The organism is Koromonas humicola, assembly GCF_059726255.1.
In genome coordinates this window covers 3,054,169-3,081,038 of the sequence record NZ_AP040873.1, presented here as the reverse complement: position 1 = coordinate 3,081,038, position 26,870 = coordinate 3,054,169, and the positions used below count along the sequence as shown (strand labels likewise).

General features: G+C 53.3%; 13 protein-coding genes. 11 read left to right on the top strand and 2 right to left on the bottom strand.

All coding sequences use genetic code 11. From position 1 onward, the window contains the following. Positions 1–315: 315 nt before the first annotated feature. The 4 genes from AC6IZD_RS13345 to AC6IZD_RS13330 all read left to right on the top strand — a co-directional run bounded on the left by AC6IZD_RS13345 (position 316) and on the right by AC6IZD_RS13330 (position 10,314). Positions 316–2,697, top strand: a complete 2,382-nt coding sequence (locus AC6IZD_RS13345; RefSeq protein ID WP_497783808.1) for a glycoside hydrolase family 31 protein — start codon at positions 316–318, stop codon at positions 2,695–2,697. Between the two features lie 58 nt (positions 2,698–2,755). Beyond that, complete coding sequence (locus AC6IZD_RS13340) at positions 2,756–5,011, top strand: GH92 family glycosyl hydrolase (RefSeq protein ID WP_497783807.1); 2,256 nt, start codon at positions 2,756–2,758, stop codon at positions 5,009–5,011. Between the two features lie 295 nt (positions 5,012–5,306). After that, entirely contained in the window at positions 5,307–8,540 is a 3,234-nt protein-coding gene (locus tag AC6IZD_RS13335; RefSeq protein ID WP_497783806.1) for a TonB-dependent receptor, read from the top strand. Between the two features lie 274 nt (positions 8,541–8,814). Next, positions 8,815–10,314, top strand: a complete 1,500-nt coding sequence (locus AC6IZD_RS13330; RefSeq protein ID WP_497783805.1) for a DUF5005 domain-containing protein — start codon at positions 8,815–8,817, stop codon at positions 10,312–10,314. An 89-nt stretch (positions 10,315–10,403) separates the two neighbouring features. On the opposite strand, the gene AC6IZD_RS13325 is transcribed toward AC6IZD_RS13330, so the two are convergent. After that, on the bottom strand, positions 10,404–11,726 hold the full coding sequence (locus tag AC6IZD_RS13325; RefSeq protein ID WP_497783804.1) for a sugar porter family MFS transporter: 1,323 nt from the start codon (positions 11,724–11,726) through the stop codon (positions 10,404–10,406). Between the two features lie 238 nt (positions 11,727–11,964). Here AC6IZD_RS13325 and AC6IZD_RS13320 point away from each other — a divergent pair, with 238 nt between their 5' ends. The 3 genes from AC6IZD_RS13320 to AC6IZD_RS13310 all read left to right on the top strand — a co-directional run bounded on the left by AC6IZD_RS13320 (position 11,965) and on the right by AC6IZD_RS13310 (position 16,644). Continuing rightward, positions 11,965–14,682: a glycoside hydrolase family 38 N-terminal domain-containing protein gene (locus AC6IZD_RS13320; protein ID WP_497783803.1), complete on the top strand. Its 2,718-nt coding sequence runs from the start codon at positions 11,965–11,967 to the stop codon at positions 14,680–14,682. Next, on the top strand, positions 14,679–15,635 hold the full coding sequence (locus AC6IZD_RS13315; protein WP_497783802.1) for an alpha/beta fold hydrolase: 957 nt from the start codon (positions 14,679–14,681) through the stop codon (positions 15,633–15,635). Before AC6IZD_RS13320 ends, AC6IZD_RS13315 begins: the two co-directional genes overlap by 4 nt. Before the next feature lie 76 nt (positions 15,636–15,711). After that, entirely contained in the window at positions 15,712–16,644 is a 933-nt protein-coding gene (locus tag AC6IZD_RS13310; protein WP_497783801.1) for an alpha/beta hydrolase, read from the top strand. 35 nt (positions 16,645–16,679) lie between these two features. Here the strand turns inward: AC6IZD_RS13310 and AC6IZD_RS13305 are convergent, their stop codons facing one another. Continuing rightward, entirely contained in the window at positions 16,680–17,699 is a 1,020-nt protein-coding gene (locus AC6IZD_RS13305) for a LacI family DNA-binding transcriptional regulator (protein ID WP_497783800.1), read from the bottom strand. A gap of 371 nt (positions 17,700–18,070) precedes the next feature. On the opposite strand from AC6IZD_RS13305, the gene AC6IZD_RS13300 reads away from it, so the two are divergent. Genes AC6IZD_RS13300 through AC6IZD_RS13285 form a run of 4 tightly spaced genes read left to right on the top strand, consistent with a single transcriptional unit; the run spans position 18,071 to position 26,854 of the window. Further along, positions 18,071–20,722, top strand: coding sequence for a beta-mannosidase (locus tag AC6IZD_RS13300; protein ID WP_497783799.1), 2,652 nt, complete (start codon positions 18,071–18,073; stop codon positions 20,720–20,722). 49 nt (positions 20,723–20,771) lie between these two features. Continuing rightward, entirely contained in the window at positions 20,772–23,486 is a 2,715-nt protein-coding gene (locus tag AC6IZD_RS13295; RefSeq protein WP_497783798.1) for a glycoside hydrolase family 38 C-terminal domain-containing protein, read from the top strand. Then, positions 23,476–25,875 carry a GH92 family glycosyl hydrolase gene (locus AC6IZD_RS13290; RefSeq protein WP_497783797.1) on the top strand — a complete coding sequence of 800 codons (2,400 nt, stop codon included), beginning with the start codon at positions 23,476–23,478 and terminating at the stop codon, positions 25,873–25,875. Before AC6IZD_RS13295 ends, AC6IZD_RS13290 begins: the two co-directional genes overlap by 11 nt. Before the next feature lie 28 nt (positions 25,876–25,903). Beyond that, entirely contained in the window at positions 25,904–26,854 is a 951-nt protein-coding gene (locus tag AC6IZD_RS13285) for a type I phosphomannose isomerase catalytic subunit (protein ID WP_497783796.1), read from the top strand. The last annotated feature ends 16 nt before the right edge of the window (positions 26,855–26,870 follow it).

Below are 26,870 nucleotides of genomic sequence, written 5' to 3'. Positions count from 1 at the left end.
CTGTAACCTCTTTAAAGTATGTTGTGCAAAAGACCGTTCCCGCCAGGAGAGCAATTCAGCTTTCCGGACGGGCATCAATTGGCCAAACGCCTTCATTTCTGAATTCTATGGTATCGATACCATGTCAGGCTTGGGGCGGTCAACACATTTATGGAGCGCGGATTCGCTTGCGGTAATGCCGTCACTCTCCTTGACAGGGCAGCGCAATGTAGATATTCATAGCCGTGAGATAAATGGAATCGTTACCATTGTGCGCCAGCCTGTGCTCAGCCTCTGCAGTCGGTAACGCGTGCGATTAATGAATGGGAGGAGTGAATGGTCTGTTTGAAAAGGAAACTGCTAGGCGTAGTAGCACTGGTACTGTGCACAGCCCTAGGTTGGTCTCAGAGCACGAAAAACCAGGTTCAGCTTTGCACCACAACGGGGTTTATCGAGATTGAGGCGCTGAGTGACAACGTCATTCGCGTCGATATTCAACCCGGAGGAAGGAAAAGCCCGCGCACGTTGGTTATAGACCCTAATCTCAAGATTGTCCCATCGTCGGGAATCAAGGTTCGTGATGATGGCCAGACGGTGAGAATTACCTCACCGATGATGAATGTCGTGCTGGACAAGTCGGATCCGGCAGGAATCTCGATCAGCGATGCACATGGCCAAACGATCGTGAAGCAAGCCTTGCCCCTGACTGACGCGGGATCTCACGCAGTTACTTTCGTGCATACATCGGGCGAAAAGCTGTACGGAATGAGTGGAATCAGCATTCTGGAGAAGAGCAGCACCCTACTGCGAAATGAAGGAGGAGCGGTTTCAGCAAGCTTCCAAGGCGGTGGAGGCGCACCGTTCTTCTTCACCACGCGTTATGGAGTACTCATTGACTCAGATGGCGGGAGCTTTGAAGCCAAAGGTGACAGGATTACTTTCAGAGGCGGCTCTCGTTCGGATGTTGAGTACTTCGTGATTGTCGGTGAGCCGATGCAGGTCATTTCTTCGCTGGCTAGTTTGACGGGACGCCCACAACTGCCTCCGAAATGGACCCTTGGATTTCTCAACAGCCAATGGGGATCCAATGAAGCTGAAATCGAGCAACTTGTTCGCCAATATCGCGAGAAGCGCATCCCGCTCGATGCTTTCATTCTCGACAACGACTGGAAAGCATGGGGCGATGACGACTATGGTGAGTGGCGCTGGAACGACACTAATTTCCCCGATGGGACGAGCGGAGACTTTGCCAAGAAGATGCAAGCCTCCGGAGTCAAAGTTGCGGGAATTTTGAAGCCACGCATAGTTCTGAAAAAGAAGAACAGCACCGAGATGAATCAGGCAGCTGCATACGCAGAGAAACACGGCCTGTTCTATAGTGACGAGCCGCCGTATCAGGATTACCTTTCCGGCAAGGCTGCGAGGGACGTGGATTTCGATAGCTCTGCCGTGCGGGAATGGTTCTGGAAGCATCTTGAACCCGCGTTCGACACTGGCATGGTGGGTTGGTGGAACGATGAAGCTGACTCCACCGGCCTTGACGACGGCAAGACAATGCATTTCCGTAATTTCCAGTTTTTCAACATGGGAAGGGCGCTTTACGAGGGGCAACGTGCTCATTCTGACCTGCGGGTCTGGTCGATCAACCGCAACTACTATCTCGGTGCGCAACGTTACGGATATGCGGAATGGTCTGGCGATATCACTACCGGTTTTGAGAATATGCAGCGCGAACCAGTGCGCATGTTATCTACGCTGAACATCGGTGAACCGCATTGGGGAATGGACATTGGTGGCTTCAATGGTCACCCATCTCCCGAGAACTATGCCAGATGGATGGAATTCGGCGCCTTCGTCCCCGTCTATCGCGTACATGGAGGATTTGGAGAAAAACGTCAACCCTGGGTCTATGGTGAAAAGGCCGAAGCTGCCGCCGCTCGAGCAATCCGTCTTCGTTATAGTCTTTTGCCATACATCTATTCTTATGAGCGACTGGCCAGCGAGTCGGGTGTTGGAATCGTCCGCCCATTGTTCTGGGAATTTCCGCATGACTCTCATGTCGCCGATGAAAGTTCTTCGTGGATGTTCGGCGATGCATTCCTGGTCTCACCCGTTTTGACGCCCCAGGCATCGGTGCAAAAGGTCTATCTCCCAGAAGGTACGTGGTTCGACTATTTCCGCGGCGCACGGTTTACCGGTGGCAAAGTAATCGACTACAACATGGACCCAACGTCGTGGGACGACATACCGCTCTTTGTCCGCGCTGGATCAATCGTCGCCTCGCAGGATCCCGTGGACTATGTCGATCAGTTGCCGACTGAAGAGGTCACACTCGAAGTTTTTCCCGGTCCGGCTTCGAGCCGCTTTGTCTACTATGATGACGACGGAAAGACCTACGCCTACGAGCACGATGTGTACTATCGGCAACCTATCACTGTCTCCAGCGACGGAAACGTAATTCATATGCACTTCGACCGTCCGGAGGGCTCGTTCACTCCTGCGCTCAAGACGTTCCTTGTGAAGATTCACGGTTATGCTGCGCGTTCGGTGCTCGTGGATGGCAAGCCGGTTAAGAAAGTCGCGGACAAAGAACTGAAGTCTAGCTCAGCGCAATGGGCGAATTCGTCCGATCGCTTCGGACAAGTAGTCACCTTTCGAGTTCCTGCAGCAAGAGCATCCTCGGTTTCAATCACTGAGCAAGTTGCTCAAGCAAGGTAGGAGCTTTTGCGATTTTTCAGCCAGGACAAGTGTGGTTGGCACTCATCGGGAGGAGTGAATGCAAGATAGTGGTGGGAGTTCGCGGCGCAGTTTCCTGAAGCTCGGAGGAGCACTCGCTCTCTCCGCTTCGCTAGAACCTATGGCAGCGGCGAGTGGCGGGCGCGAAAAGGATGCTGTCGGAGGTAAATCAAAGTCACCGAAACAAGCTGAACACATTCCACTTGTGAGCTTAGCCAATCCTCTGCAGGGAACCAATTCCACGCCGCTTTTCTCGCGTGGAAACACCTTACCAATTGTCGCTGTTCCTTTTGGTATGGCTCATTGGGCACTCCAGTCAAGCGATGGCAGTCCATGGTTCTTTCAGCCGAACGATTTGAGGCTGCAGGGGGTGCGGTGCACCCATCAGCTAAGTCCATGGCTAGGCGACTACGGGAGTGCGACATTTCTTCCGTTCAATGGTGAGCCTGCGCCGGAAGCGTCCAGACGTGCGTCATCCTACCGTGCTGAGGAACTGAAGGTCTCCCCTCATTATTTGAACGTTCGTCTTACACGCTATAGGTGCACCTACGAACTCGTTCCTACTGAGCGGTGTTCGAAGATGCGGTTCACCTTTCAGGAGTCCGGGCCTGCAGGTGTTTTCATTGATATTCCGGGCAAGGATTCTGATGTACGCTGCGATGTATCGACTGGCATTATAACTGCGCTTACTCGCGACAACCGTGGGGGAGTCCCTGCTGGTTTTGCCACATACTACGTAGCAAAAACTGGCACGAAGATCACGGGATTCGAAGTGAAAGAGTTGGAAGGGCGCAAGGTCGCGATTGTGCGGTTTGCTGCGCAGGCAGGGACGGCAATCGAATTAGGCGTAGGAACTTCCTTTATTTCTTTCGAGCAGGCAGCGCGGAATCTGTCACGCGAGGTCGGGCAGAAATCTTTCGAGCAATTGCGCACAGAAGCCGGATCTAAGTGGGAGGAAACACTGGGGCGAGTCCGCGTCCAAGGAGGAACCGAAGCGCAGCACAAGGTGTTCTATTCGGCGTTATACCGTGCCTCACTCTTTCCTCGTATTTGGCACGAAATCGATGAGTCCGGAAACGTCGTCCACTACAGCGTTTACAGCGGAGCAGTCGAACCGGGCGTGATGTATGCGGACCACGGTTTCTGGGATGACTATCGATCCTGGTATCCGATGATGACGTTGCTTTATCCGGAGCGGCTGGGAGAGATTTTGCAGGCGTGGGTAAACGCGTTCAAGGAAGGGGGATTTTTGCCGCAATTCCCTTGTCCTGGGTATCGCGGCGCCATGACCGGGAGCCCGATTGATTCGGTATTTGGAGATGCAGCTGCCAAGGGTATCAAGGGCTTTGACCTCCGAACAGCATATTTAGGCCTGAAGAAGCATGCAACGCAAAAGGACAGCTTTGGGTTTGGGCACGGTCGTCAAGCTGTGGAGGAATACGCAAGGCTAGGTTATGTTCCATGCGATTTAGTTGGGGATGGAGCGGTCGAGACACTTGATTCTGCGTATGGGGATTTTTGTATCGCTCAGGTGGCACGTGCGTTGGGCATGCACGAAGATGCGGAGATGTTCGAGAAGCGATCAAGAAACTGGCGCAACATCTTTGATCCGAAAACGAAGTTCCTGCGCGGAAAGCTTTCTAACGACAGTTGGCTGGAACCGTTTGAACCACATACATGGGGAGGAACCTACGTCGAAGGTTCGGCGTGGCAGTATCGCTTTTCCGTGCCCCATGATCCTCAGGGCTTAATAAACGCCATGGGGGGTAGATCTTCCTTTGTTTCTCTATTGGAGGAAATGCTGACTCAGGCTCCAGTGTTTCATGTGGGCAGTTATGGACAAGAGATCCACGAAATGTCCGAAATGGCTGCGGTTGATTTTGGGCAGTATGCGCATTCGAATCAGCCAGTGCACCATGTTCTCTACCTATTCACCGTCGCTGGCCGACGCGACCGGACACAATACTGGGTGCATCGCGTGCTCAATGAGCTCTACAGCCCCGAGAACTTCCCGGGTGATGAAGACACCGGTTCAATGAGCTCGTGGTATGTCCTGAGCGCGCTCGGCCTGTTTTCGATGTGCCCTGGAACGTCTGATTGGGTGCTTGGGGCGCCGCTATTCGACCAGGCGGATATCCGCTTCCCGGATGGTCGCGAGATTTGCATAGCAGCGGACAGAAAGAAACCCGGAGCGTATTACGACCGGGTCACGCTGAATGGTAAGGCGCATCACGGGAGTTCCATTTCCCATTCCGCGCTCAGTGAAGGAGTCCGCCTAAGATTCTCTGCAACGTAAAATAGTGGTGGTAATCCACGCAGCCAGGCGGCATCTCTCTCGGCAATAGTTTCCTCGAGAAATCCTATCGACCTGCGGTGAAGGAGCGCCCGTGCACCGCAGGTCGATACGCCATCTGTGTTGCGGTCGTAAGTGGAAGCGTTACCACAATGATTCGTCGGCAGATGGGTGTGGAGAGCAAAAAGAATGGCCTCTGGTCCTCAATTTTCCTTGACAATAGTAAGCAATTAAAGATATTTATAGGCCAGATAAATGGAATCGGTACCATATATCGACCACTTGAAAGGGCTAGTGAATGCCAAACTTATTCCACTTGCTGTCGCCGAAGGGCAAAGGCGTGGGTGGCGGGATCAGCGCGATTGGCCGCGCTCTTAAGCCTGTCTTCCTATCGTTGAGCCTGCTTCTACTGTGTCTCAGTGCCCAGTCCTTCGCTCAACTGGATACGAGTACCATCCGTGGTAATGTCACAGATCGGACCGGTGCTGTAATTCCTGGAGTGTCGGTTGCCATCACTGACGCAAAGACAAATCGCACTTTTTCAACTACTACCAACTCCAACGGTGAGTATTACGCTCCTTCACTCGCGGTCAGCGTTTACCAGTTGAAATTCACAAAGACTGGATTCAAAACTGGCAATATCGCCGATATCATCCTACATGCAAACGAGACTCGCGCCGAGAACGTCATACTCGATGTTGGTGCGGCGAGTGAGGTCGTTAACGTTCAGGCGAACGTCGTCCAGGTGGACACAGAGAACAGCGCTTCGGGGTCGACCATTACTGCCGATCAAGTCGCCAAGTTGCCAATCAATGGTCGCGATTTCGTCTCATTGCTCGCACTCATTCCTGGCGCGGTTCAGAACACCGGAAGTGCCGTCAATAGCGACACTCTCGGTGGGTTCGTAAGTGGGCAGAATGGCGCCAATATGCTGATGGATGGCACCGACGCCACCCGTGTTGACGGAAACACGACATTCAGTACGTTCGGTCGTGGCAATGCCCGCATCACCCGCACCAGCGTAGATAACATTCAGGAAGTGAAGGTGAGCTCTGGTCCGTATTCTGCTGAGTACGGTCGTGCCATTGGCGAAATCATCAATGTCATCACGAAGTCAGGCAGCAACCAACTGCATGGCGAAGTGTTCGAGTTCTTCCGTAATGACGCGCTAGACGCGAAGAACTACTTCTACACAGGTACCGCCGTTCCACTCCGCCTTAACCAGTTTGGCGGCAATTTCGGTGGAGCAGTGGTGAAAGACAAGCTGTTCTTCTTTGGAAACTATGAGGGTGTTCGACAGCGGGTCACGACGCTCTCCACGATGCCGAACTTTGTCCTTAACGACAGAATGCGTGCGTTGGCTGTGCCCGCAATGAAACCGGTTGTCGATAAGATCCCGCGTGGAAACGCCGGTCGCGCTCCAATTCGCGACGGTATCGATTACGGATATTGGTTTGATGTTCTAACCGGGTCAACATATAACTCTATTCGCGAGAATTCGTATGGAATAAAGATGGATTACGTGCTCTCGCCGAAGAACAACTTCGCTGTCCGTTATAACTACAACATCAGTGATACCTATGGGACCTATGGTCTCGCAATCGGGCAGAACGCCGATGCGCCACAATTAGCGCAGCTCGGAAAAGCGACGTGGAATTACACCGGTTCCTCCACATTCTTGAATGAAGCTGGATTCTCTGTGAACAGTCCGCATTCCCATCAGGATGCTGGAGAGCCTGGCTTCCCGATCTTTAGCTGCTTCTTCTGTGGTGGTTCGGGCAATGTCGGGTTCGGAACTCTTCCTAATCCGCAGCTCTGGGCTTCCAAAGAGCCCGCAATCTCTTACGATGCTATTGATACTGCCACCAAGATTGTGGGCAGAAACGAATTCCGGTTCGGTTTGGATATTCGCTGGAACGATGTAGCCCGTGAACTCACCATGCAGGACAGCATCGGCTTCTCCGGCGGTCCTGTGGTGGAAGCCGCTTCGGTCAAGCCGTGCCATGGGCAACCACAAGGCACAGATGGCTGTCTAGACGCCCAGGGCGGACCGGAATACTTCTTGGCAGACGCAAACGGTCTGTCATGGACGCGTCAGGGCTATCCGTTGACGCATATCAAAAACACGATGATGGGATTCTTCGTGAATGACAGCTGGAAGCTGCGTCCGAACTTCACGCTGAATCTTGGCCTTCGTTATGACCACAACACGGTCGCGCACGATCCTTCGCACAGGATGCAGAACTTCGACATTGATACCCTGTCGCTTCTGCCAGGAACGGCCCAAATGTATGAACCCTCCTGGGTGGACTTTGCTCCTCGCATCGGCTTCGCTTGGGATCCGACTAACAAGGGCAAGACCTCGGTTAAGGGAGGCTTCGGTCTGTTCTTCCTGCCGATCTCAGCCGGAAGTCCTCTGAATGTTGCAGCTAACACTCAGGAGAACTTTTCCATCAACTTCTGGCAACTTTGGTTCTTGGGATATACCTGCACCCCGGCGCTAAGCATTCAATTCCCGGTCTCTGCAACGGTTCCCAATTGCAGTCCTGCTTCTGCCCAGAACATGACTGCGATCGATCGGCATCAGCGCGACTCTTACTCTGAACAGTGGAGTATCAGTGTTGAACAAGAGGTCGCGAAGAACACGGTTGTTAATGCCACCTACCGCGGAAATCGCGGACTGCGCATGAACAACTCGATCGAATTGAATGGCTATGATCCCAATAGCCCTTCTCATGCGAGCCGTTATCTAAGCAACAGCTTTGCCAGCATCAGCCTTAGCACTCAGAGGGCAAATTCACTGTACAACGCGTTCAACGTAAGTGTCCGTACCATGACGCATGGACTCAACCTCCAGGGCAACTACAATTACTCGCGTATGTACGATGACTTCATGGGATTGTTTGAGGCCTACCAGAATCCGCGCGACTTCACGTCAGATTGGGCGCGAAGCGATGGAGATGTTCGCCACAACTTCTCGTTCGGTGGAATCTATAACGTTCCGCGTGTTCCGAAAGTGCCTGCTGCGATTGGTAATGGATGGCAGCTCAGCACCTTCGTCCAAGGTAGGGCTGGAACTCGAGTCAATTTCAGCTACACCGACAATACTGACTTCACTCCGGTTGCAAGCGGTCGTCGCCCGGATTGCACTGGGATTTCGCCGAAAGCAATTGGCTATTCTACGCCTGGCAATCAGTTCAATGACAAGTCGATCGTGCCTGATGCCGGTAACTTTGGGACTTGTCCACGTAACTATGGACAGGGCCCTGGATTCATCCAGCCTGACCTGAGTATCGTCAAGAATACGAAACTGACAGAACACGTCACCTGGGAATTCCGTAGTGAGTTCTTCGACGTGGTCAATCACCCCAATTTCGGTAACCCCGGCTCTGGAATTAGCTCAAACGGATTGGGGCATTCGCAACCAATCGTTCACGGGCTTAATTTCGGCGTGAGCGGAGGTACCGTTGGGAATCTGATTGGAATAGGCACATCTCGTCAGATTCAATTCTCTTCGAAGATTGTGTTCTAGCGGGAGCCATTCCGTGAAGATGCAAACTTCTAATTCGTGAAACCGCAAGCCGGATCGAGAGGTCCGGCTTGCACACGACAAGAAACCTCAATCCCGTCAACTTACTCTTCTTCTGCGCTCATTCGACTTTGAGGTGCAAGGCTTTGCGCTACGAGGTCGATCATCTATGCACGCTCCGCGCGGGGTTGACTGGCTGTTCGCAACTTCTTGGAAAAGCGGCATAGTCTTTCTGATCAACCCAAAGTTTTAATCGAAATATCCTGGAGAAATAGTGATGCAAACCTTTAGCCCGCTTCGTGGCAGTGGCGTCCTACGTGCGTCGGCAAAGCAGCTATCTGTACTCATGATGTTAGTTCTTCTCGCAATCTCGGAGGGATGCGGCGGAGGAGGCGGTACTACTTCCGTGCCGCCAACGACGGGAACCAGCAATCCGGTTCCGAGCATTTCCGGGCTGACGCCATCCAGTGCTACTGCAAGCGGAGCCGCGTTTACTCTCACTGCAATTGGCACAGGATTCGTATCTGGTTCAACGGTGCAATGGAACGGCAGTGCCCGCACTACTACTTACGTGAATGACACGCAACTGACGGCCGCCATTACCGCCAGCGATATTGCCACCGCAGGAACAGCAGACATTACTGTTATGAGTCCAACTCCCGGAGGCGGTACCTCCGGATCAGCCGTGTTCACTATCAAGGCTGCTCCCGTGCAGGTGCAGTACCCGTATGTCGAAGATCTGGGCATTGTGCGCCAAAATGCGGTAATCAATGGGCGCGATGGAACGTTCAGTGCGGCTATAGATGGGAAATCTTACTGGGCGTTTAACGACACCGCCATGTCGAGTGCAAACGCCGAGGGAAAAAACTTCATAAGCAATACATTGGCTTGGACCGATAGCCTCGATGCATCTCAGGGGATATATCTGAATCACGACTACGTCGATAGTAAAGGACATCCGACGGAGTACGTTGCGCTCACGGATGACGAGAAAGAGTTCAATGCCGTGCACGATTCCAGCAACTGTACTGCGGTGCCTGCCACTACCTGCGGTGAGGAATACGCCCTGTGGCCAGGGCCGATCATTCCTGTGCCGAATTCGGACACGATCTACCAGTTCTACGGCACGGTGATGCGTGGAGGAGACCTAACTTCGTTCCAACCCGTCGGCACAGGAATTGCAATCTGGTCGAAAAGCACCGGAGTCGTAACGCGTGTCATTGAAAATTCCGGGACGCAGCACCCGACGCTGCTCTGGCAAGGCAACGCAACTTCGTACGGAGATGGTGCACTGCTGGATGGAGGATATCTCTACGCCTTTGGCTGCGTTACGGGTTTCCTTGTGAAGAACTGCGGCGTCGCCCGGGCCCCGGTTGATTCCGCTACGACGGAATCGGCATGGACCTATTACGCGGCTGATGGGAGTTGGAGTGCCGATCCGAGCGCCGCTGCGGCTGTATTCCAAGGTGGTGCCGCAGGCAATTCGGTCTTCTACAACGCCGCTATGGGTAAATACATGGCTGTTTACAGCGGTATCTTCAGCGATGACGTCTATTACCGGACCGCGGATCACATTTGGGGACCTTGGTCCGATCAGACGAAGTTGTTCACGGGGCAGGCTTCAAAGACCGGTGACGCAAACTACGCTGGACTGGCACATCCAGAGTTTGCAGAACAGAATGGGAATGTTCAATACATCACCTATGTACGGAACACCGGGTTCCTCGCTCAGGAAATCAGATTGGTACGCGTGACGTTCGCACGGCCTGCCCAGTAATCCTTTTCGCGGTTAATGAACCCCTCTGCCTCGTAGCGTTAGCCTACGAGGCAGAGGACTGCATTCTGCATCCAGACGTATCTCAGCTCTTAGGATCCCAATTGTCCCTGCAACTCCTCTAACGTAAGTTGCTTGGTTTCGGGGTACATCATTAGCACGACAAAGAACTGTACTGCCATCATAGAGGCAAAGAACACAAACGGATATGCCTTTGAGTAGCTGGCGACCATTGGGAAAACGCCCGAGATCAATGCGTTCATAATCCAGTGCACCGATGTCCCCAGACTTTGCCCCTTGGACCGCACCACGGTCGGGAATACTTCGCTGATGTAAACCCAGATCACCGCTCCCTGCGAGAAGGCGAAAGAGAAGGTGTACGCAGCGAGCAATGGAAACAGCATGTGTTGTGGAAGTCTGTGGAACATGACAGACGCAACCCCAGATAAAGCGATCACCATGCCAACCGAGCCGGTCAGTAGCAGTGTCTTGCGCCCGAGTTTGTCGATGACGCTCATTGCCAGAAACGTCGAAATCAAGTTCATCACGCCCACTGCCACTGACTGAAGTCCGGAAGATACTCGGCTGTATCCACCTGCCGCAAAAATGTCATTCAGGTAGTAGAGAATCGCATTAATGCCGGAAAGCTGATTGAACATGCCGATAGTGGCGGCGAGAAAGATAGGAAGCAGGTATTTGCGCTGAAACAGTGGTTCGCTCTTGCCTACTTCGGTGACCATCGACTCTTGGATTACCCGAAGTTCTGTGCCGACATTTTCTGATCCCATACTACTCAACACTTCGCGAGCCTCAGCATCCCGCCCTTGTGAGACAAGCCAACGCGCGCTCTGAGGAACCCCGAAAAGCAGTACTAGAAAGATAAGTGCGGGTAGGGAAGCAACACCAAGCTGCCAACGCCACTCCGCGGCTCCCAATCCCACTTGCGCGATTGCGAAGTTAGAGGTGTATGCCAGAAGTACCCCGATCACGATATTGATCTGAAAAACTCCGACAAGTCTTCCTCTCATTTTTGCCGGAGCTAATTCAGCTATGTAAACAGGACCAAGCACTGAAGAGCCGCCAATTCCGAGTCCACCAACAAATCGAAATACGACGAGTGCACCCCAGTTCCATGCCAATCCGCAGCCGGCCGCCGAGACTAGATACAGCAGAGCCATTAACGAAAGCGCGGCTTTGCCGCCAATTTTCTGGCCTAACATTCCTGCTAACAACGAGCCGATGACGGTCCCCCAGAGTGCAATGGAAACCGTCAGGCCCAGCGCTCCGGAAGAGAGGGCATACGTTGCCGACAAAGCGTGTGTCGTGCCGGCGATCACCGCTGTGTCAAAGCCAAACAGAAAGCCGCCCAGCGCTCCGACAGCCGTACTCTTTATTAGTAGCGATTTCAATTTCATATCCAATTCCGCCCAGGTCTGAAATTATTATGCATGCCGGTTATATTTGCATCGGCTACGCGATGGTAGCGATACCAAAGGTCCGGGATGTGACACTTGTGCGCTTGCTGCCTCATAGAACTGTGTGCCCGACAGCTCAAATAACGTAATCCAGCGCAATTCAACAGGAGCTAAATTGACACTCAACTGCCACGGTGCTATAAAACAACTGTTCATTGCTGGAAACGGTACCACAAAAATGGCTCTCAGTACCAAGCGTTCCTTGCGCACAATACCGATCCTGCTGGCTTGTGTACTGACGGCAATAGCCTGTGCCGGAAACCCGCAACCTTCCGGCTCGGTAAAGGTTGTTTACATCATTCCCAGTTCCCATTGGGATCTCGGCTTTTTGCTCCCTCCCGAGCAGGAAATGGATGCGATCAAACCTCATCTTGATAGCGTCCTGGATGCTTGCGAATCTGACCCACAATTTCGCTGGACCGTCGAGAGCATGTGGCAAGTCCAGGCGTGGCTTGAGCGAACCAAGGATCCCGCACAGATTGCTCGTCTGGCTGCGCTTGTCCGCAAAGGGCAAATCGAGCTTTCGGCTGCTGCGGGAAGTATGCATACCGAGTTTATGGGCTCCGAGGAGCTCAACCGGCTCGCATACGCCGCCAGGGATGCAGAGCGACGGTTCGGTATCCAAGCACATGTCGCCATGATGAACGACATGCCGGGGTTCTCTTCCCGCGTCGCGCAGGTTCTTGCCCGTTCTGGCGTGAAATATCTGCTTACAGGTTCCAACACCATCTTCGGCGGTGGAACCGACCTCTGGCCCGGCAAAATGCCGTTCTACTGGGAATCGCCGGATGGCAGCCGCGTGCTTCTTTGGCAGACACAGGGCAAGAATGGTGGATACACCGAGGGAATGACCGACTACTACGTCGATCCAGACGCGGCAGACCCATATCTACATACCAAGTTCTATCCGAAGGAATGGTCTGCGCTGCCCAAACTGGAAATCATGCAGCGCGGGATCGACAAGCTATTGAAGCAGTACAAAGACGCCGGATTTCAGCATTCCGCTATTGCGCTTCTATACATGCACGATGGCATTGGGCCCGAGTATGAGCTGCATGGATTGCTGTCAAATGTTCGGGCGTGGAATGCTGCAGGGAAGACTCCGCGACTCGTAGTCGCCACCCCCTCAGAGTTCTTCTCATACATAGAGCAGGAACATCGAGACACTTTTCCTGTTTACCGCGGCGACTGGGCTGGCTCGTGGTCGGCTGTAAAGCTCAACTCCCCTGCAATGAGCGCGGATGCACGTTGGCTCCAGGACCGGCTGCCGGAAACGGAAGCGCTGTGGTCGCTGCTGAATGTAAAAGTAGGCTCGGGTTATCCAGAGCAGACGATTGCGTCGAACTATCGAAAGTTGTTTCTGTATGACGAGCACAATGGATCGGGGCAGTCAGGCTGGCCGAAGCTCCTGACGCGCGATGAAGTGCACGAACAGAATCGGCAATATTCAGAGTCCCTCAGGTCAGCAGTCAGTTCCACCTCCGACTTGCTAAAAGCGGGAGTTGAGAAGCTCGCCACCGCCGTTGACACCATGCGGGATCGGCGACTTCTGATTGTTTACAACCCTCTCAGCTGGACGGCGTCGCAACTGGTCCGCATTCCCCATGTTGACGGACCTTATACGGTCCGAGATGCACGCACCGGGGAGGCAATGAAGTCGCAGCGTCTTGTGGATGGTGAACTCTATTTCCAAGCGCGCCAGATCCCATCCATGGGCTATCGTACGTATAGCTTGGAACCAGGTAAGGCAGAAGAGCGGACCCCAAAGCCCGGCGAGAAGCCATCACTGGAGAGCCCGTATTTTCAGGTTGAAGTGAACCCGGTGACTGGTTCGATCAGCCGGATTCTCGATCGTCGTCTTGGCCGGACGATTGTGGATGTAACGCGAGGCGATAGTGCTGCTGAGTTGGTCCGAACTTCTGATCTTCGAGATGAGCCGATTACGACAAAGTCGGTGAGTATCCGTCACGAGCGTGGTCCCTTAGCTGATCAAATCGTGATTGAACGGCAGGACGATCTCCGGCCTCGTACGGTAATCACGTTACCCGTTGACGATCCCCGGGTGGAGTTAACCGAGACACTCCAGCGCAGCAAAATGCGCTTTGTTAAATATGGTCAGCCCTCAGACGAATACGGGTTCGATTTCGTCTTTTCCTTCGATGGACAACCCCAGCAGTGGATTGAGAATGGCGAAGGTCTATACCGTGTTCCCCAAGACCTTCTGCCTGGAGCGCCGAGTGATGCCGCCGATCCACGTCACACCGTCGCTTGGAGCGACGGTGCTGGTAAGGGACAATTCTCGATTCTGCTTGCGCAAAGACAGTCGTTCTTTGACGTGTTCGAGCGAAAGTCAGCATCGCCTGTGCATAGAGGGTTGAGAGCCAAAGCTCTGATAAAGCTGGATCAAGGCGATACGAAAGATCAAGGTGTCGTCAGCTTCGATTCGTATGAACCTGGTTATCCAGACCTCTATCTCTACACCTTTAATTTGACTACCAGCGGGCCAGTAGATCCAGTTTCCGCCTATCATTTCGGTGCCGAATCTGACGCCAGATGTGTCGCCGTCTTGCTACCGCCAGGAGTTCGCCCCGCTCAATGGGAATTCTCATTGCTTTCGCTCAGCGCGCCAAACGTGATCGTGCAGGGTTTTAAGCCGAGCCGCAATGGAAGACCGGGTGATTACATGCTCCGACTCCAGGAGATCGCCGGGAAAAGGGTGGATGTAAGCCTGAGATTCGCTTTTCCTACTACTTTTGTTGCTGAAACCAACATGACTGAAGATCGGGATATTACGCCCAGATCGCTTGCTGCACTTCATCTCGAGCCGCATCAGACGCTCACGCTGCGGCTTTCTATTGGTCGCGCCGTTAATAAAACTCACGGAGTTCAAAATTGATAATCCAACAAAACAGCAAACATAGTTTTTGCGTCATGGTTGTTGTGCTGATAGCCGTCTTGTGTGGACAGGCCACAGCGGCGCAGAACTCTCCGGACAATTGGGCCGAACTTGCCTCGTTCAACTATGCGATCAGTTCGAATGTTACCTACGGAGTCTTCAATAACGTTCCTGTGCATTTGGACGTCTGGCATCCCACAAAGTCGACCGGTCCTGTTCCGACAGTGGTGTACATACATGGCGGTGGTTGGGTTATTGGCGAGAAGAACGGAGCTGCAAACTTGTTCCTTCCCTATATTCAGCGGGGCTGGAACGTTGTGAACGTTGAATACAGGCTCGCAGGTGCGTCGCTCGCACCTGCTGCCGTACAAGACGTGCGTTGTGCTCTCCGCTGGGTGTATAGAAACGCAGATCAGTACCACATTGATGTTCACCGCATTGTCACAACCGGCCACTCGGCGGGCGGACATCTTGCCTTAATCGTGGGAATGCTTCCGGAGAATACAGATCTCGATAGCCAGTGTCCTGCTGGACCTGACGAGCCTCCGTTGAAAGTAGCCGCGGTAGTGAACTGGTATGGCATTACGGACGTTAGTGACATCCTCGACGGAGCAAATCGCCAAACGTATGCGGTGGCTTGGTTAGGAGCCCAGCCCGGCAGAGTGGATATCGCAAAGCATCTGTCACCGCTCACTTATGTGAACTCGACTACGCCTGCTGTGATTACGGTCCATGGCGACCATGATCCTACGGTGCCGTATACCCAGGCAGTTCGGCTACGTGAGGCACTCGATCGCGCTGGCGTGGCGAACCAACTGGTGACAATCGCCGGAGGGCAACATGGAAGCTTCTCTGACGACCAAACCCTCGAAGCGTTCCAGCACATATGGAAGTTTTTAGACGCTCAGTTCAAGGCGGAGCCAGACAAAAAGACTGCCGAGGAGCGTCACTAATATGCAAGAGGCTGAGTCCCCGGCAAGGTCCGGAAAATGTGCATTCGGAACTGAAGGTGCGCACCACGAAGATTATGTGCGGTTGGCGGACCCCGACTACCAGTACTTGGAGGGACTGAAGGGTGAAGCGCCCTTGGGCCAACTTCCTGTCACCGAAGAGCGCGCTCGCATGCGTGCGGGGCAGGCTTCGAAGCTCGAGGACTTTAGTGTTAAAGCTGAGAAATATCAGAGCCATTGCTGTACGGTTCACATCATCCGGCCCGAGCAAGCGAAGACTCCTCTGCCGATTACGTTCTACTTGCACGGCGGCGGATGGGTTCTCGGCGATCTCCATACGCATACTCGTCTCATCTGTGAACTGGCGATACGTTCCCAGTCTGCTATCGCCTTCATAGAGTATCCGCTCGCCCCTGAGAATGGGTTCCCGGAGCCGCTCGAATCATGCCTGGGTGCGATATACGGCGTCTTAGCCGAGGCAACAGCTTTAGGTCTCGACGCCCGGCGGTTTGCGTTGGGCGGCGACAGTTCAGGAGGGAATCTGGCTGCCGCTTGCATTCTGCTTGCTAAGCACCGCGGATTGCCGTTACCGTGCCGGCAAGTTCTTCTATACCCGGTCGTGGACTGCTCGCTCTCGACTTCTTCCTATAAGGAGTTCGCCGACAACCCGAACCTAAGCCGGGAGACGATGGCATGGTTTTGGGACCAGTACCTGTCGGACGAATCAGCGCGTGTAAGCCCTCTTGCATCCCCGATTCGTGCCAGGGATGAAGCGCTTGCAGCTTTTCCCCCGACTCTCATCGTCACCTGCGAGTACGATGTGTTGCGCGATGAGGGTGAAGACTTTGCTGCCCGACTGATTCAACTTGGGGTGGAGACGACTGTAGTGAGGTGGCTCGGCGCTCTACACGGCTTCCTCGTTACGGAATGTCTATCTCAGTCGGCCTCCGCCGATAGTTGTATAGACCTTGTAGCCAGTTACCTGCGCAAGAGTCTCACAGCGCCTTATTAGACGCTGTGAGACTTGCTATCCATACCGACAGTCACTTAGCTTCCTGAATGGCATCCACAAGATTGCCGGATCGTAAGTGTGGATGAAATCTCGATTTGCTGCGGCGATGTAATCTCCCCGCTCATGTGATCGAACAGTAACTGTGTCGCGGTCCGGGCAAGCTCATTCACCGCCTGCTGCATTACTGTGACCGATGGACGAAGTGCAGACGCCAGTGCGAAGTCGTCGAATCCTACAAGACTGACTTGTCGCGGAATGTCAATGTGTTTGCTCTGCAATACCTGGTAAGCGTGTATCGTCGACTGGTTATAAAGGCCAAAAATAGCGTCGATTCCCGATCCCTTATTCAAGTATTTCGATAGGATCCGCGCAGCAGATTCGAAATCCGATGCTCCCATCTCGACCAGGCTTTCCAGTCCGTGAGATGCCGTCACGCTTGTGTATCCCTTGGCGCGCTCCCGGATTGTGTAGAGGTTCGGGTCCCCGCCGAGGCACAGGATTCGTTTGCGCCCGTGCTCGATTAGATGGCGTACTGCGTGTTGTGCGGCCACATTGTTATCGCAAAGCACGCTGGAGTAATTTCGGTTTGCGATTGGACGATCGATGGCGACCACCGGTATAGACAGGCGCTGCAGATTATCAAGCAGCGGTTTTGATTTCGATCGTGGTGGCACCAGCAGTAGTCCATCAACCCGGTGCCTTTCGAAAATTCGGAGGTCGTCCACTTCAACCTGCGCCTTGTCTTGCGAGGTAAGCAGGATCACGACGTAGTCCTGCTTACGGGCAATGCTTTCTGCAACCCCGGCAAAATGGGCGAAAAAAGGATCCGTGATGGACGGAACGATGAGTCCGATCGTACGTGATCGCTCATTCTTCAGTGATCGCGCTGCCTGGTTAGGTTGATATCCAAGCTCATCAATTACCTTCTGGATGCGAGCCATCATTTCAGGCGCTACGTAGTAACCGCCATTGATGACGCGCGAAACGGTAGTGGTGCCAACACCGGCAGCCTGGGCAACATCATGCAGGGTAGGTCGACCGCTCTTTACGCTCATTATTTCGCGCCGTTCTGAAGAATATTAGCTAGTGTAATCAGCGAACATTCAACTGAACGTCCTGCGCTCTTTTGAATGTCCTGCTGTGCCTGCCAGATTCTGCCAAGGGAGCTCATGCACAGTGTCAGAGCTAAAACGCCTACCCTTAGCAGGTCCTAGAATAACACTCCTGCAATGCGCAAAGAAGCTGATTTACTGGTATCGTTCCCACGTTCCTGATGTTCAGGTGTTCCGTGCTATTCGTCGCTGTATCCCACGAGTCACTCCAACAACAAAGAATAACTGCGCTACGGAGCACAATGGAGTTGCCAAGCGAGAACCCCTCCTCTAGTATGGTACCGGTTCCACTTCTTCAAAGAGGACTTGCCCTGATGTCGGAAACTTCGAGCTCGGAAAAAGCTAAACGCGGCACCCTATGTTGCAGGCTTGGCGCACACATTGCGTCTTGCGCCGTACTCGCTTGCGTACTACTGTCTCTAGCCGCAATGGCGTTGGCTGAATCGTCGCATGAACGACAGATCGTCCCTCTAGATTCGAACTGGGAGTTCCGTCAGCAAACAACTGAAGGTCAGGCGCAGTGGCTTCCGGCTAAGGTCCCCGGAGATGTTCATCTTGATCTGCTGAAAAACAAGCTGATACCGGATCCTTTCTATCGTGACAATGAATCGAAGCTGCAATGGATAGAGAACACCGGATGGAGCTATCGTACGACGATCCATGCGACAAACGATATGCTCAAGCGGAAGCATCTGGACCTTGTCTTTGAAGGGCTGGACACCACTGCAAGCGTATACCTGAACGATTCTCTCCTGTTCAATGCCGACAATATGTTTCGGCGCTGGCGCGTCGATGTGAAGTCCTTGCTGCATCCCGGCGCAAATCAGCTTCGGGTTGAGTTCCATCACCCCGGCAAGGCTGCTGCGGCGCAAGTCGCAGAAGATAAGCAGAACTCGCAGACTCACATCCCCGAAAAGTCGTATTTGAGAAAAGCTGCCTACGAGTATGGATGGGATTGGGGGCCGAGGTTTGTCACGAGCGGAATATGGCGCCCCGTGTATCTCGAAAGTTGGGACGAGGCGCGCATTGCTGAGTTCCAGATCATGCAGCCAGATGTCACCGCCGATCTCGCGCACCTGCGGTTGGATGTCTCTGTTGTGGCGGGCGCCAACACACCCGCAGAACTTCTTGTGAGCTATTCGCAAGGAGGGAAGCATTTCGAAACCGGGCGGAAAGTTGCCTTGCATGTGGGCGAGAACGCGCTGAGTATTCCGGTTGAGATAGTCAAACCGGAACTGTGGTTCCCGGCTGGTTACGGCAAGCAATCGATATATGCCTTCAAAGCGGTATTGAAAACTAATTCAGGCATTTCGGACACGAAAATAGTTCATACCGGACTGCGCAAAGTTGTTCTGAATAGGAAGCGTGACCAGTGGGGACGCTCGTTCGGGATCGAGGTGAACGGCATCCCGATCTTTGCAAAGGGAGCCGATGTAATTCCGTTTGACAGTTTTCCAAATCGAGTCACGGAAGCGCAGTATCGCGGAGTCCTAGAATCGGCGAAAGACGCCAACATGAACATGATCCGCCTGTGGGGCGGAGGATATTACGAGTCGGACAAGTTCTATGAAATTTGTGATGAACTCGGTCTCATGGTTTGGCAGGACTTCATGTTTGCCAGCAGTTGGTATCCCGGATCTGTCGATTGGAAGCACAACGTAGAGCAGGAAGCGGAGTATCAGGTAAGAAGACTCCGCAATCACCCAAGCATCACCCTCTGGTCCGGAAATAACGAAGTCGAATCGGTTCTGTACGCGTTTCTCGGCGGGTTATCTCCCGAAGGTCGTCTGCAGGTTTGGAAGAACTATCTCACGGTCTTCAGCGGCATCATCTCAAACGTCGTTCAACGCGAGGACCCGGAAATTCCCTACTGGCCAAGTTCGCCAAGTGCTGATTACGAGGAGACATCGGACACATTTCAAGCTGGCGACGCGCACGATTGGAGCATCTGGCACGGCAGAGAGCCTTTCAGTAATTACGAAAAGCACTTCAGCCGGTTCAACTCGGAATATGGCTTCCAGTCGTTCCCCGAGCTGCGCACAGTTGAATCGTTTACGCTCCCGGAGGATCGTGCGAGCATCTTCACTCCCGTAATGCTGGCGCACCAGAAGAACAATGAAGGTAACGCGATCATTCACGATTACCTTCTTAGGGATTATGCCGAACCCAAGGATTTCGCATCATTCCTGTATGTCAGCCAGATATTGCAGGCTGAGGGCGTAAAGGTCGGCGCTGAACACATGAGGCGCAATAGCCCCCGGATTTCAGGCTCGCTCTTCTGGCAGCTCAACGATTGCTGGCCGGTCGCATCATGGTCGAGCATTGACTATTACGGGCGATGGAAGGCTCTCCAGTATTATGCGCGGCGCTTCTACAACCCTTTACTTGTTTCACCTACGTTGCAGGATGGGGATGTAGATATTCACGTTGTCAGCGACAAAATGCAGCCCACCACGGCGACATTGCGGGTTCAGGTGGTGACGATGCAGGGCGCGCTGGTAAAGCAGGAAGTGAAGACGGTGACCCTGCCTCCTCTTTCTGCTGCGCGTTACATGCAGCTTCCTTTGGAATCGATCGTCCAGTTGCATCAGGACCTATCGCAGGTGTTTGTTTCCGCTGAGGTACTGGTAGAAGGGAACGTTGTCTCGCGCAACCTCTTATATCTCCAACCTACCAAGCAGGTCCATTTGCTACCCGCCAACATCAAGCGAACCCTCGTCCGTGACGGCAGCTCGTATAAGCTTCGATTGTCTTCTGATGTGCTCGCTCGTGACGTTTACATCAGTTTCAGCAAAATCGATGCAAAGGTGTCGGACAACTATTTCGACCTGCTCCCAGGTGAGACAAGAGAAATATCGATTACCGCTCCTGGAGTGCTAGAAGAGATAGAAAAGCAGATCAATGTCATTTCGCTCGTTGATGCTTTTTCTCCGGAAACGGCGAAAGCGGAAGCGAAACCCAGATGAGTCGGCTTGTAAGACTAATGCTCCTCGATTCTCCTTGGGATTTCGCAAGATGATTGATCGCCGAACTTTTCTAAAGAGCGCGGGCGCTCTAGTGATATCCAGTCACGCTGCGGCCCTTGGAATGCCAAACTCGGCTCCGGTGCTGTATTACATCGACGGGTACCACGGAGGGGTGCGTGGGCACATGCCCCCTGGATGTTGGCGGGATATTCTCGAGACGATGCAAGCGCTTCCCGGTTGGAAGATCTCTCTTGATGTAGAGCCAACATCGTGGGACGTACTGGAGAGGGAAGATCCTGAAGCTCTGGCTGAATTAAAGAAGTATCTGGCAAATACCGCGACTTCTGCTCGGATTGAAATCGTGGCTGCGACGTTTGCGCAACCATATGGCTGGGCAATTTCAGGCGAGAGCAACATTCGTCAGATAGAACGCGGAAGGGAATTGATTAATAAGCATTTTCCCTCGACTCCGCTGGTCACCTATGCCGTGCAGGAGCCTTGCTGGGCTTCGTGCATGCCACAACTATTGCGGTCATTTGGTTTTAATGGCGCATCCCTCAAGAACGCTAGTACTGCTTGGGGTGGTTACACTCAGGGCTTTGATGCAGAGCTGGTCAATTGGATTGGTCCGGATGGCACGTCCATCCTCACAGTGCCACGTTACGGCTGTGAGGATTTGGAAAAGGTTTACGAGACGGAAGCTGTCAGCGGCTCGAAATCTTACCTCGAAAAGTGCGTTTCACATGGCATCGCACACCCGGTCGGAATGTGTTTCCAAGACCTTGGGTGGTCGGCAAAGCCGCGTGTAAGTGCCCCTTTCATCCGCTACTCCACCTGGCGGGAATACATTCACACCATTGCAGAAGAGCCGCGCAAGGATTGGCGCTTCAGCATGGAAGACATCCTTGCCACCCTCCCTTGGGGCGAGAAAACAATTCAGAAGATTGCGCGTCAATCGCGCGCGGCAGAAGTGCATTTGCTCAACGCCGAGAAGGTTGCTGCTCTGGCCTGTGTGTATGCAGATTACACATGGCCGGCGGAGCGAATGACAAAAGCTTGGGACAGTGTGCTTTGGAGCCAGTTCCATGACGCTTGGATTACTGCAACCACTCGAAGCGGACGTCAAGCATGGGCCTTTCAGGTCGCTTCCGAGACATTTGAAGCGCAACAAGAGGCAGAGGCCATCATTCAGGAATCCGCGCTAACCGCTAGTCGTGGCGTCGGCGAAGAAAGCGATCATCCTCTCGGTGCCCAGTGGCTCCGGATCATAAATACGTTGGCGTGCGATCGAGAGGATCTGGTTGAAGTGATCATCGCCTCGGATCGTAAGACGCAGTCGTTCAGAGTTACTGACGATTCTGGCGAGGTCATCACATCTCAGGTTGCTGCACGCCGCCGCTATCTTGAAGAGCGTGCCTTGCAAGAGCTCAGTGCAAAAGGTGAAGTCGCGGCTCGCGAGCCCGATTCAGCAGATGCGGGCATAAACACTGCCACTCTCATTTTTCGGGGCAAAGTGCCTTCGTTCGGCTTTAGCACGTACAAGGTCACCCCCGTTTACGACACACATCCGGAAGCACGCAAGGGCAGCACGAGCATCACGCACGGCGAGGATGGGGTGTTGGTTCTCGAAAGTGATCTTTACCGGCTTCGTCTCGACCCTAATCGTGGTGGGGCGATTACAAGCTTCTATTCGAAAGAATTGGATAAAGAGTTCTGCCCTCACGATGGTCTGTTCAATGAATACCGAGGGTACTTTATAGCGCAAAAGCAATGGCGAAGCAGCGCGGAGAAGACGGCCCGCATTGAGGTGGTTGAATCAGGACCAATCCGAGCTCGAATTCGTGTTCTGGGGGAGGTTGGTGGGTGCCCGTATGAGACGACCATCACGCTCGTTGAAGGACAGCGAAGAGTCGACTTCGAGGTGGCTTTCCACTTCGACGAGGACACGTGGATTGGAGACCCTTGGGATATCAAGCCTGGAGAGCGCGGTAGTGAGCGGAGGCGCTCGCCAAACGATGGCCGCTGGAAACTGCAAGCTTACTTCCCAGTAGCTCTTCAGGATTGCAGCCTGTTCAAGAACGGCGCGTTCGATGTTTGCAAAAGCCGCAATGCAGACACATACTTCCAGCGCTGGGATGAGATCAAGCACAACATCCTGTTGAACTGGGTGGACATTGCCGAAGCGTCACAGGACTATGGTCTCGCACTGTTTTCAGACCACACCACCGCATACACATATGGCCCTGATTATCCCCTCGCACTGGTAATCGGCTGGGGGTGGGAAGGAGGCTTCTGGTGGGGAAAGTGTCCACTTCGGGGAGAGGTTCAAACGCGATATTCCTTGATGCCCCATCGTGGAACCTGGGATTCAGCGCAGCTTTGGCGAGAGACCGCGAAGCTCGAAGAACCGATTGTTCCACAGTTAATGACCGGAAAAGCTTTCGGTGATAAAGCCGCGTTGTCTCTTATCCGTCTGAATGGACAAGGAGTCTGCCTCTCCGCCGTGCGCATCCGTAATCAATTTCTTGAAGCTCGTCTGTTCAATGCAGAGAGTGCGCAATCTGAACATGAAGTGACACTTGGTTTTCGCCCGCAAAGCGTTGAACTCATGGAATTGGATGGGCGAATCACGAAAAAGCTGTCCGCAGTGCGCACTGACGAAGGACGTTATCGGGTCTCACTCTCCATTCCCCGCTTTGGCATTCGCACCCTACGAATTGCATTTCCCAGAAAACGAGTAACTCGAGGACAGTATGGGCTTTGAACTTACAAGGCGTGAATTTACGCGTTTATCGCTGTTGGGTCTCATCTCCACGCGAGTTGGCTTTGCCAGCATCCACGCGCAGAACAACATTGACTTCATCAATCCGTTGATCGGAGCAAGCACCAGCGCAGCTTTGGGAGAAGGCAAAACCTACCCTGGCCCAACTCTTCCCTTTGGAATGGTGCAACTGGGACCGGACACTATCACGGGCGGAGACAACGCTTCCGGGTACTCTTACGAACACACCAGCATCGAAGGCTTCAGCTTCACTCGGATGAGCGGTGTGGGTTGGTTCGGCGACTTCGGCAACCTGCAGATTATGCCGTTCACCGGCGAATTCAAGGCAGCGTGTGGCCGTCCTGATCATTCAGGCGAAGGCTGGCGCTCCGCATACAGGCACGCGACTGAGGTTGCGAAATGTGGGTACTACGCCGCTACTCTCGACGACTTCAATATCAGGGCGGAAATGACAGCCGCGCAGTCCTCCGGCATTCTGCGATTCACTTTTCCGCAATCAGATCAGGCGAGAATTCATATGGATCTCGCGCGTCGTATCGGAGGAACTTCGACCAGGCAGTATGTCCGTGTGGTCGATGACCACACGGTAGAAGGATGGATGCGTTGTCCCGACAGCGGCGGAGGCTGGGGCAATGGTGCTGGCAAGGTCAACTATACGATTCACTTCCGGACCGAGTTTTCAAAGGCAATGCGAGAATTCGGCACGTGGACCATCGATCTCCCAGATGACTTCCTGAAGGTGGAGGGCAATTCTCTTATCGTCGACCGTTTCCATTCAGACTCCTACTATGAACTGGTGAAGCAGGCAAAAGTTCACGAAGGCTGCAAGGAAATGGAACACTCTCACATGGGGTTCTTCGCCACCTTTGAAACTTCGCCCGATGAAAAAGTCCTCGTGAAGTCTGGAATATCGTTCGTCGATGTTGATGGCGCGCGCAATAACCTCCAGCACGACATTCCTAATTGGGACTTCGATGGCGTCAGAAGGGCGGCCTCTCGGTCGTGGAGCAAAGCCATAGACACGATTGAAGTCGAAGGCGGAACAGATTCGCAGAGAGAAGTGTTTTCCACCGCGCTTTATCACGCGATGCTCGACCCGCGAAAGATTTCTGACAGCGATGGACGCTATATCGGTGCGGACGGCGCAATCCATCAGGAGGGGCAATTTACCTATCGGACGATTTTCAGCGGTTGGGATGTATTTCGAGCAGAATTTCCGTTAATGACCATTCTTCGGCCATCTCTTGTCAACGACGCGATCTCATCGCTAATCGAGATCTCGCGCCTTAGCGGAAAAGGGTACCTTGAGCGATGGGAGATCATGAACGCGTACAGCGGATGCATGGATGGTGACCCTGCGCTCGCGGTTATTCTGGACGCCTATCGTAAAGGCATTCAAAGCTTCGATGTGGAAGCCGCGTACGCTGCATGTCGTAAGACCGCCTGCGGTTTAGGATCGGATACAAATAGGCCGCAGAATGACTTTTATATGCAGAACGGCTATGTTCCCGATCAAGTTTCATGGACATTGGACAACGCGTACTTCGATTGGTGCGTGGGAGAATTTGCTCACGATCTGGGGAAAGATGCGGATGCGTCGATGTTTCGTCAGCGCGCGTTGAATTACAAAAAGATCTTCGACCCGCAGCTTAAAAGCATGCGAGCTCGTCATCGTGATGGGCAATGGATGCAATGGGAAGGCGAGACAGCGTTCGGCCAAGGATGCACAGAAAGCAATCCTCTGCAGCAGTCCTGGTTTGTGCCGCACGATGTATACGGGTTGATCGCCCTGATGGGGAAGGATTACTTCGTATCAACCCTCGATCGCTTGTTCAACAGTACTCCTGAGAGCTTTGGGTGGAACCCGTACTACAACCACTCGAATGAGCCTGTGCACCATGTTCCCTACCTGTTTGTTTACGCAGGCAAGCCTTGGCTTACGCAAAAATGGGTTCGGAGGATTCTTGATCAGGCATACCATTCCCAAGTCAATGGCATTTGTGGCAACGATGACGTTGGCCAAATGTCAGCGTGGTATGTACTAGGCGCAATGGGATTCTATCCAGTTTGCCCCGGCACCAACACCTACATTCTCGGATCGCCACTTTTTTCAAAGGTCACTATACCGCTCGACTCGCACTGTTCTCACGGCAGAGCATTTGTTGTCACCGCAAACAATCCGTCTGCCACAAATTGCTATGTTCAGTCCGTGCGACTCAACGGAAAGCCTTTGAATCGCTGCTGGATTACTCACGAAGAGATCATCTCAGGTGGAACTCTCGCCTTCGATATGGGATCGCAACCCAACATGGCTTGGGGAACCTCGGCTGTTCTTCCTCCAAACCCGATGACCGGCACGACAAGAAGGTAATCCGCAGTTCTATTGCATTGAGGAAATCATGTGTGACCTATACCCGTTTCTATTGCAACCCGAGTTTCATGAGCGCATATGGGGTACCCGCGATCTGAGTCCATTCTTTGCCTCTACACCAGGTGTGAAGCCTATCGGGGAAGTCTGGCTAACTGCGGACAGCTGCAAGGTCGTGAATGGCCGTTATGCAGGGCGTACTATTGGTGATCTCTGCCGAGAGTTCGGTGCTGATGTTGTTGGGGTGGCACCTTCGCCGAAAGATCGCTTTCCGTTGCTTATAAAGTTGCTGTTTCCAGACGATCGGCTCTCGATCCAGGTACATCCAGACGATTCGTTAGCTCATGACGTTGGTGAGCCGTGTGGAAAGACCGAGTGCTGGTACGTGGCACAGGCCTCACCCGGAGCGAAGGTTGGACTTGGAGTGAAACCGGGTACAACCATCGGAAGTTTCCGCCGCGCAATCGAGAACAACACGGCCGAGCACGTTATGAACTGGATTGATGTTTCCGCCGGCGACATGGTGTACGTTGATGCCGGGACCGTGCATGCCGTCGGTCCCAACATGATCATTTTCGAAACACAGCAGAATTCCGACACCACGTACAGGCTGTACGACTACGGTCGTCCGCGCGAATTGCACACTGAAAAAGGACTTAAGGTGATGCGAACAAAGACAGCCGCTGGGAAGATTTCACGGCAAGTCGTAAATGGCCGCAATGTCCTGGTCAGTTGTCCCCACTTCGTCGTTGAAGGTTACAAGACATCGGAAACGCAGACAATTTCAGCAGAAGCCGGTGCAAGCTCTGCGCGTGTGATTGTGGCGATTGCGGGATCAGGATCGCTTGAATGTCACGATGCAATTCCGATTCACTTCAAGCCTGGAGAAGCCGTAGTCATTCCGGCTCAAGTGCGAGAGTTCAGCATTCAACCCGACCGTGTGCTGGAGTATTTGTGCATGCACAAATCAGACAACCAGTAGGCCACCCCCGACAAAC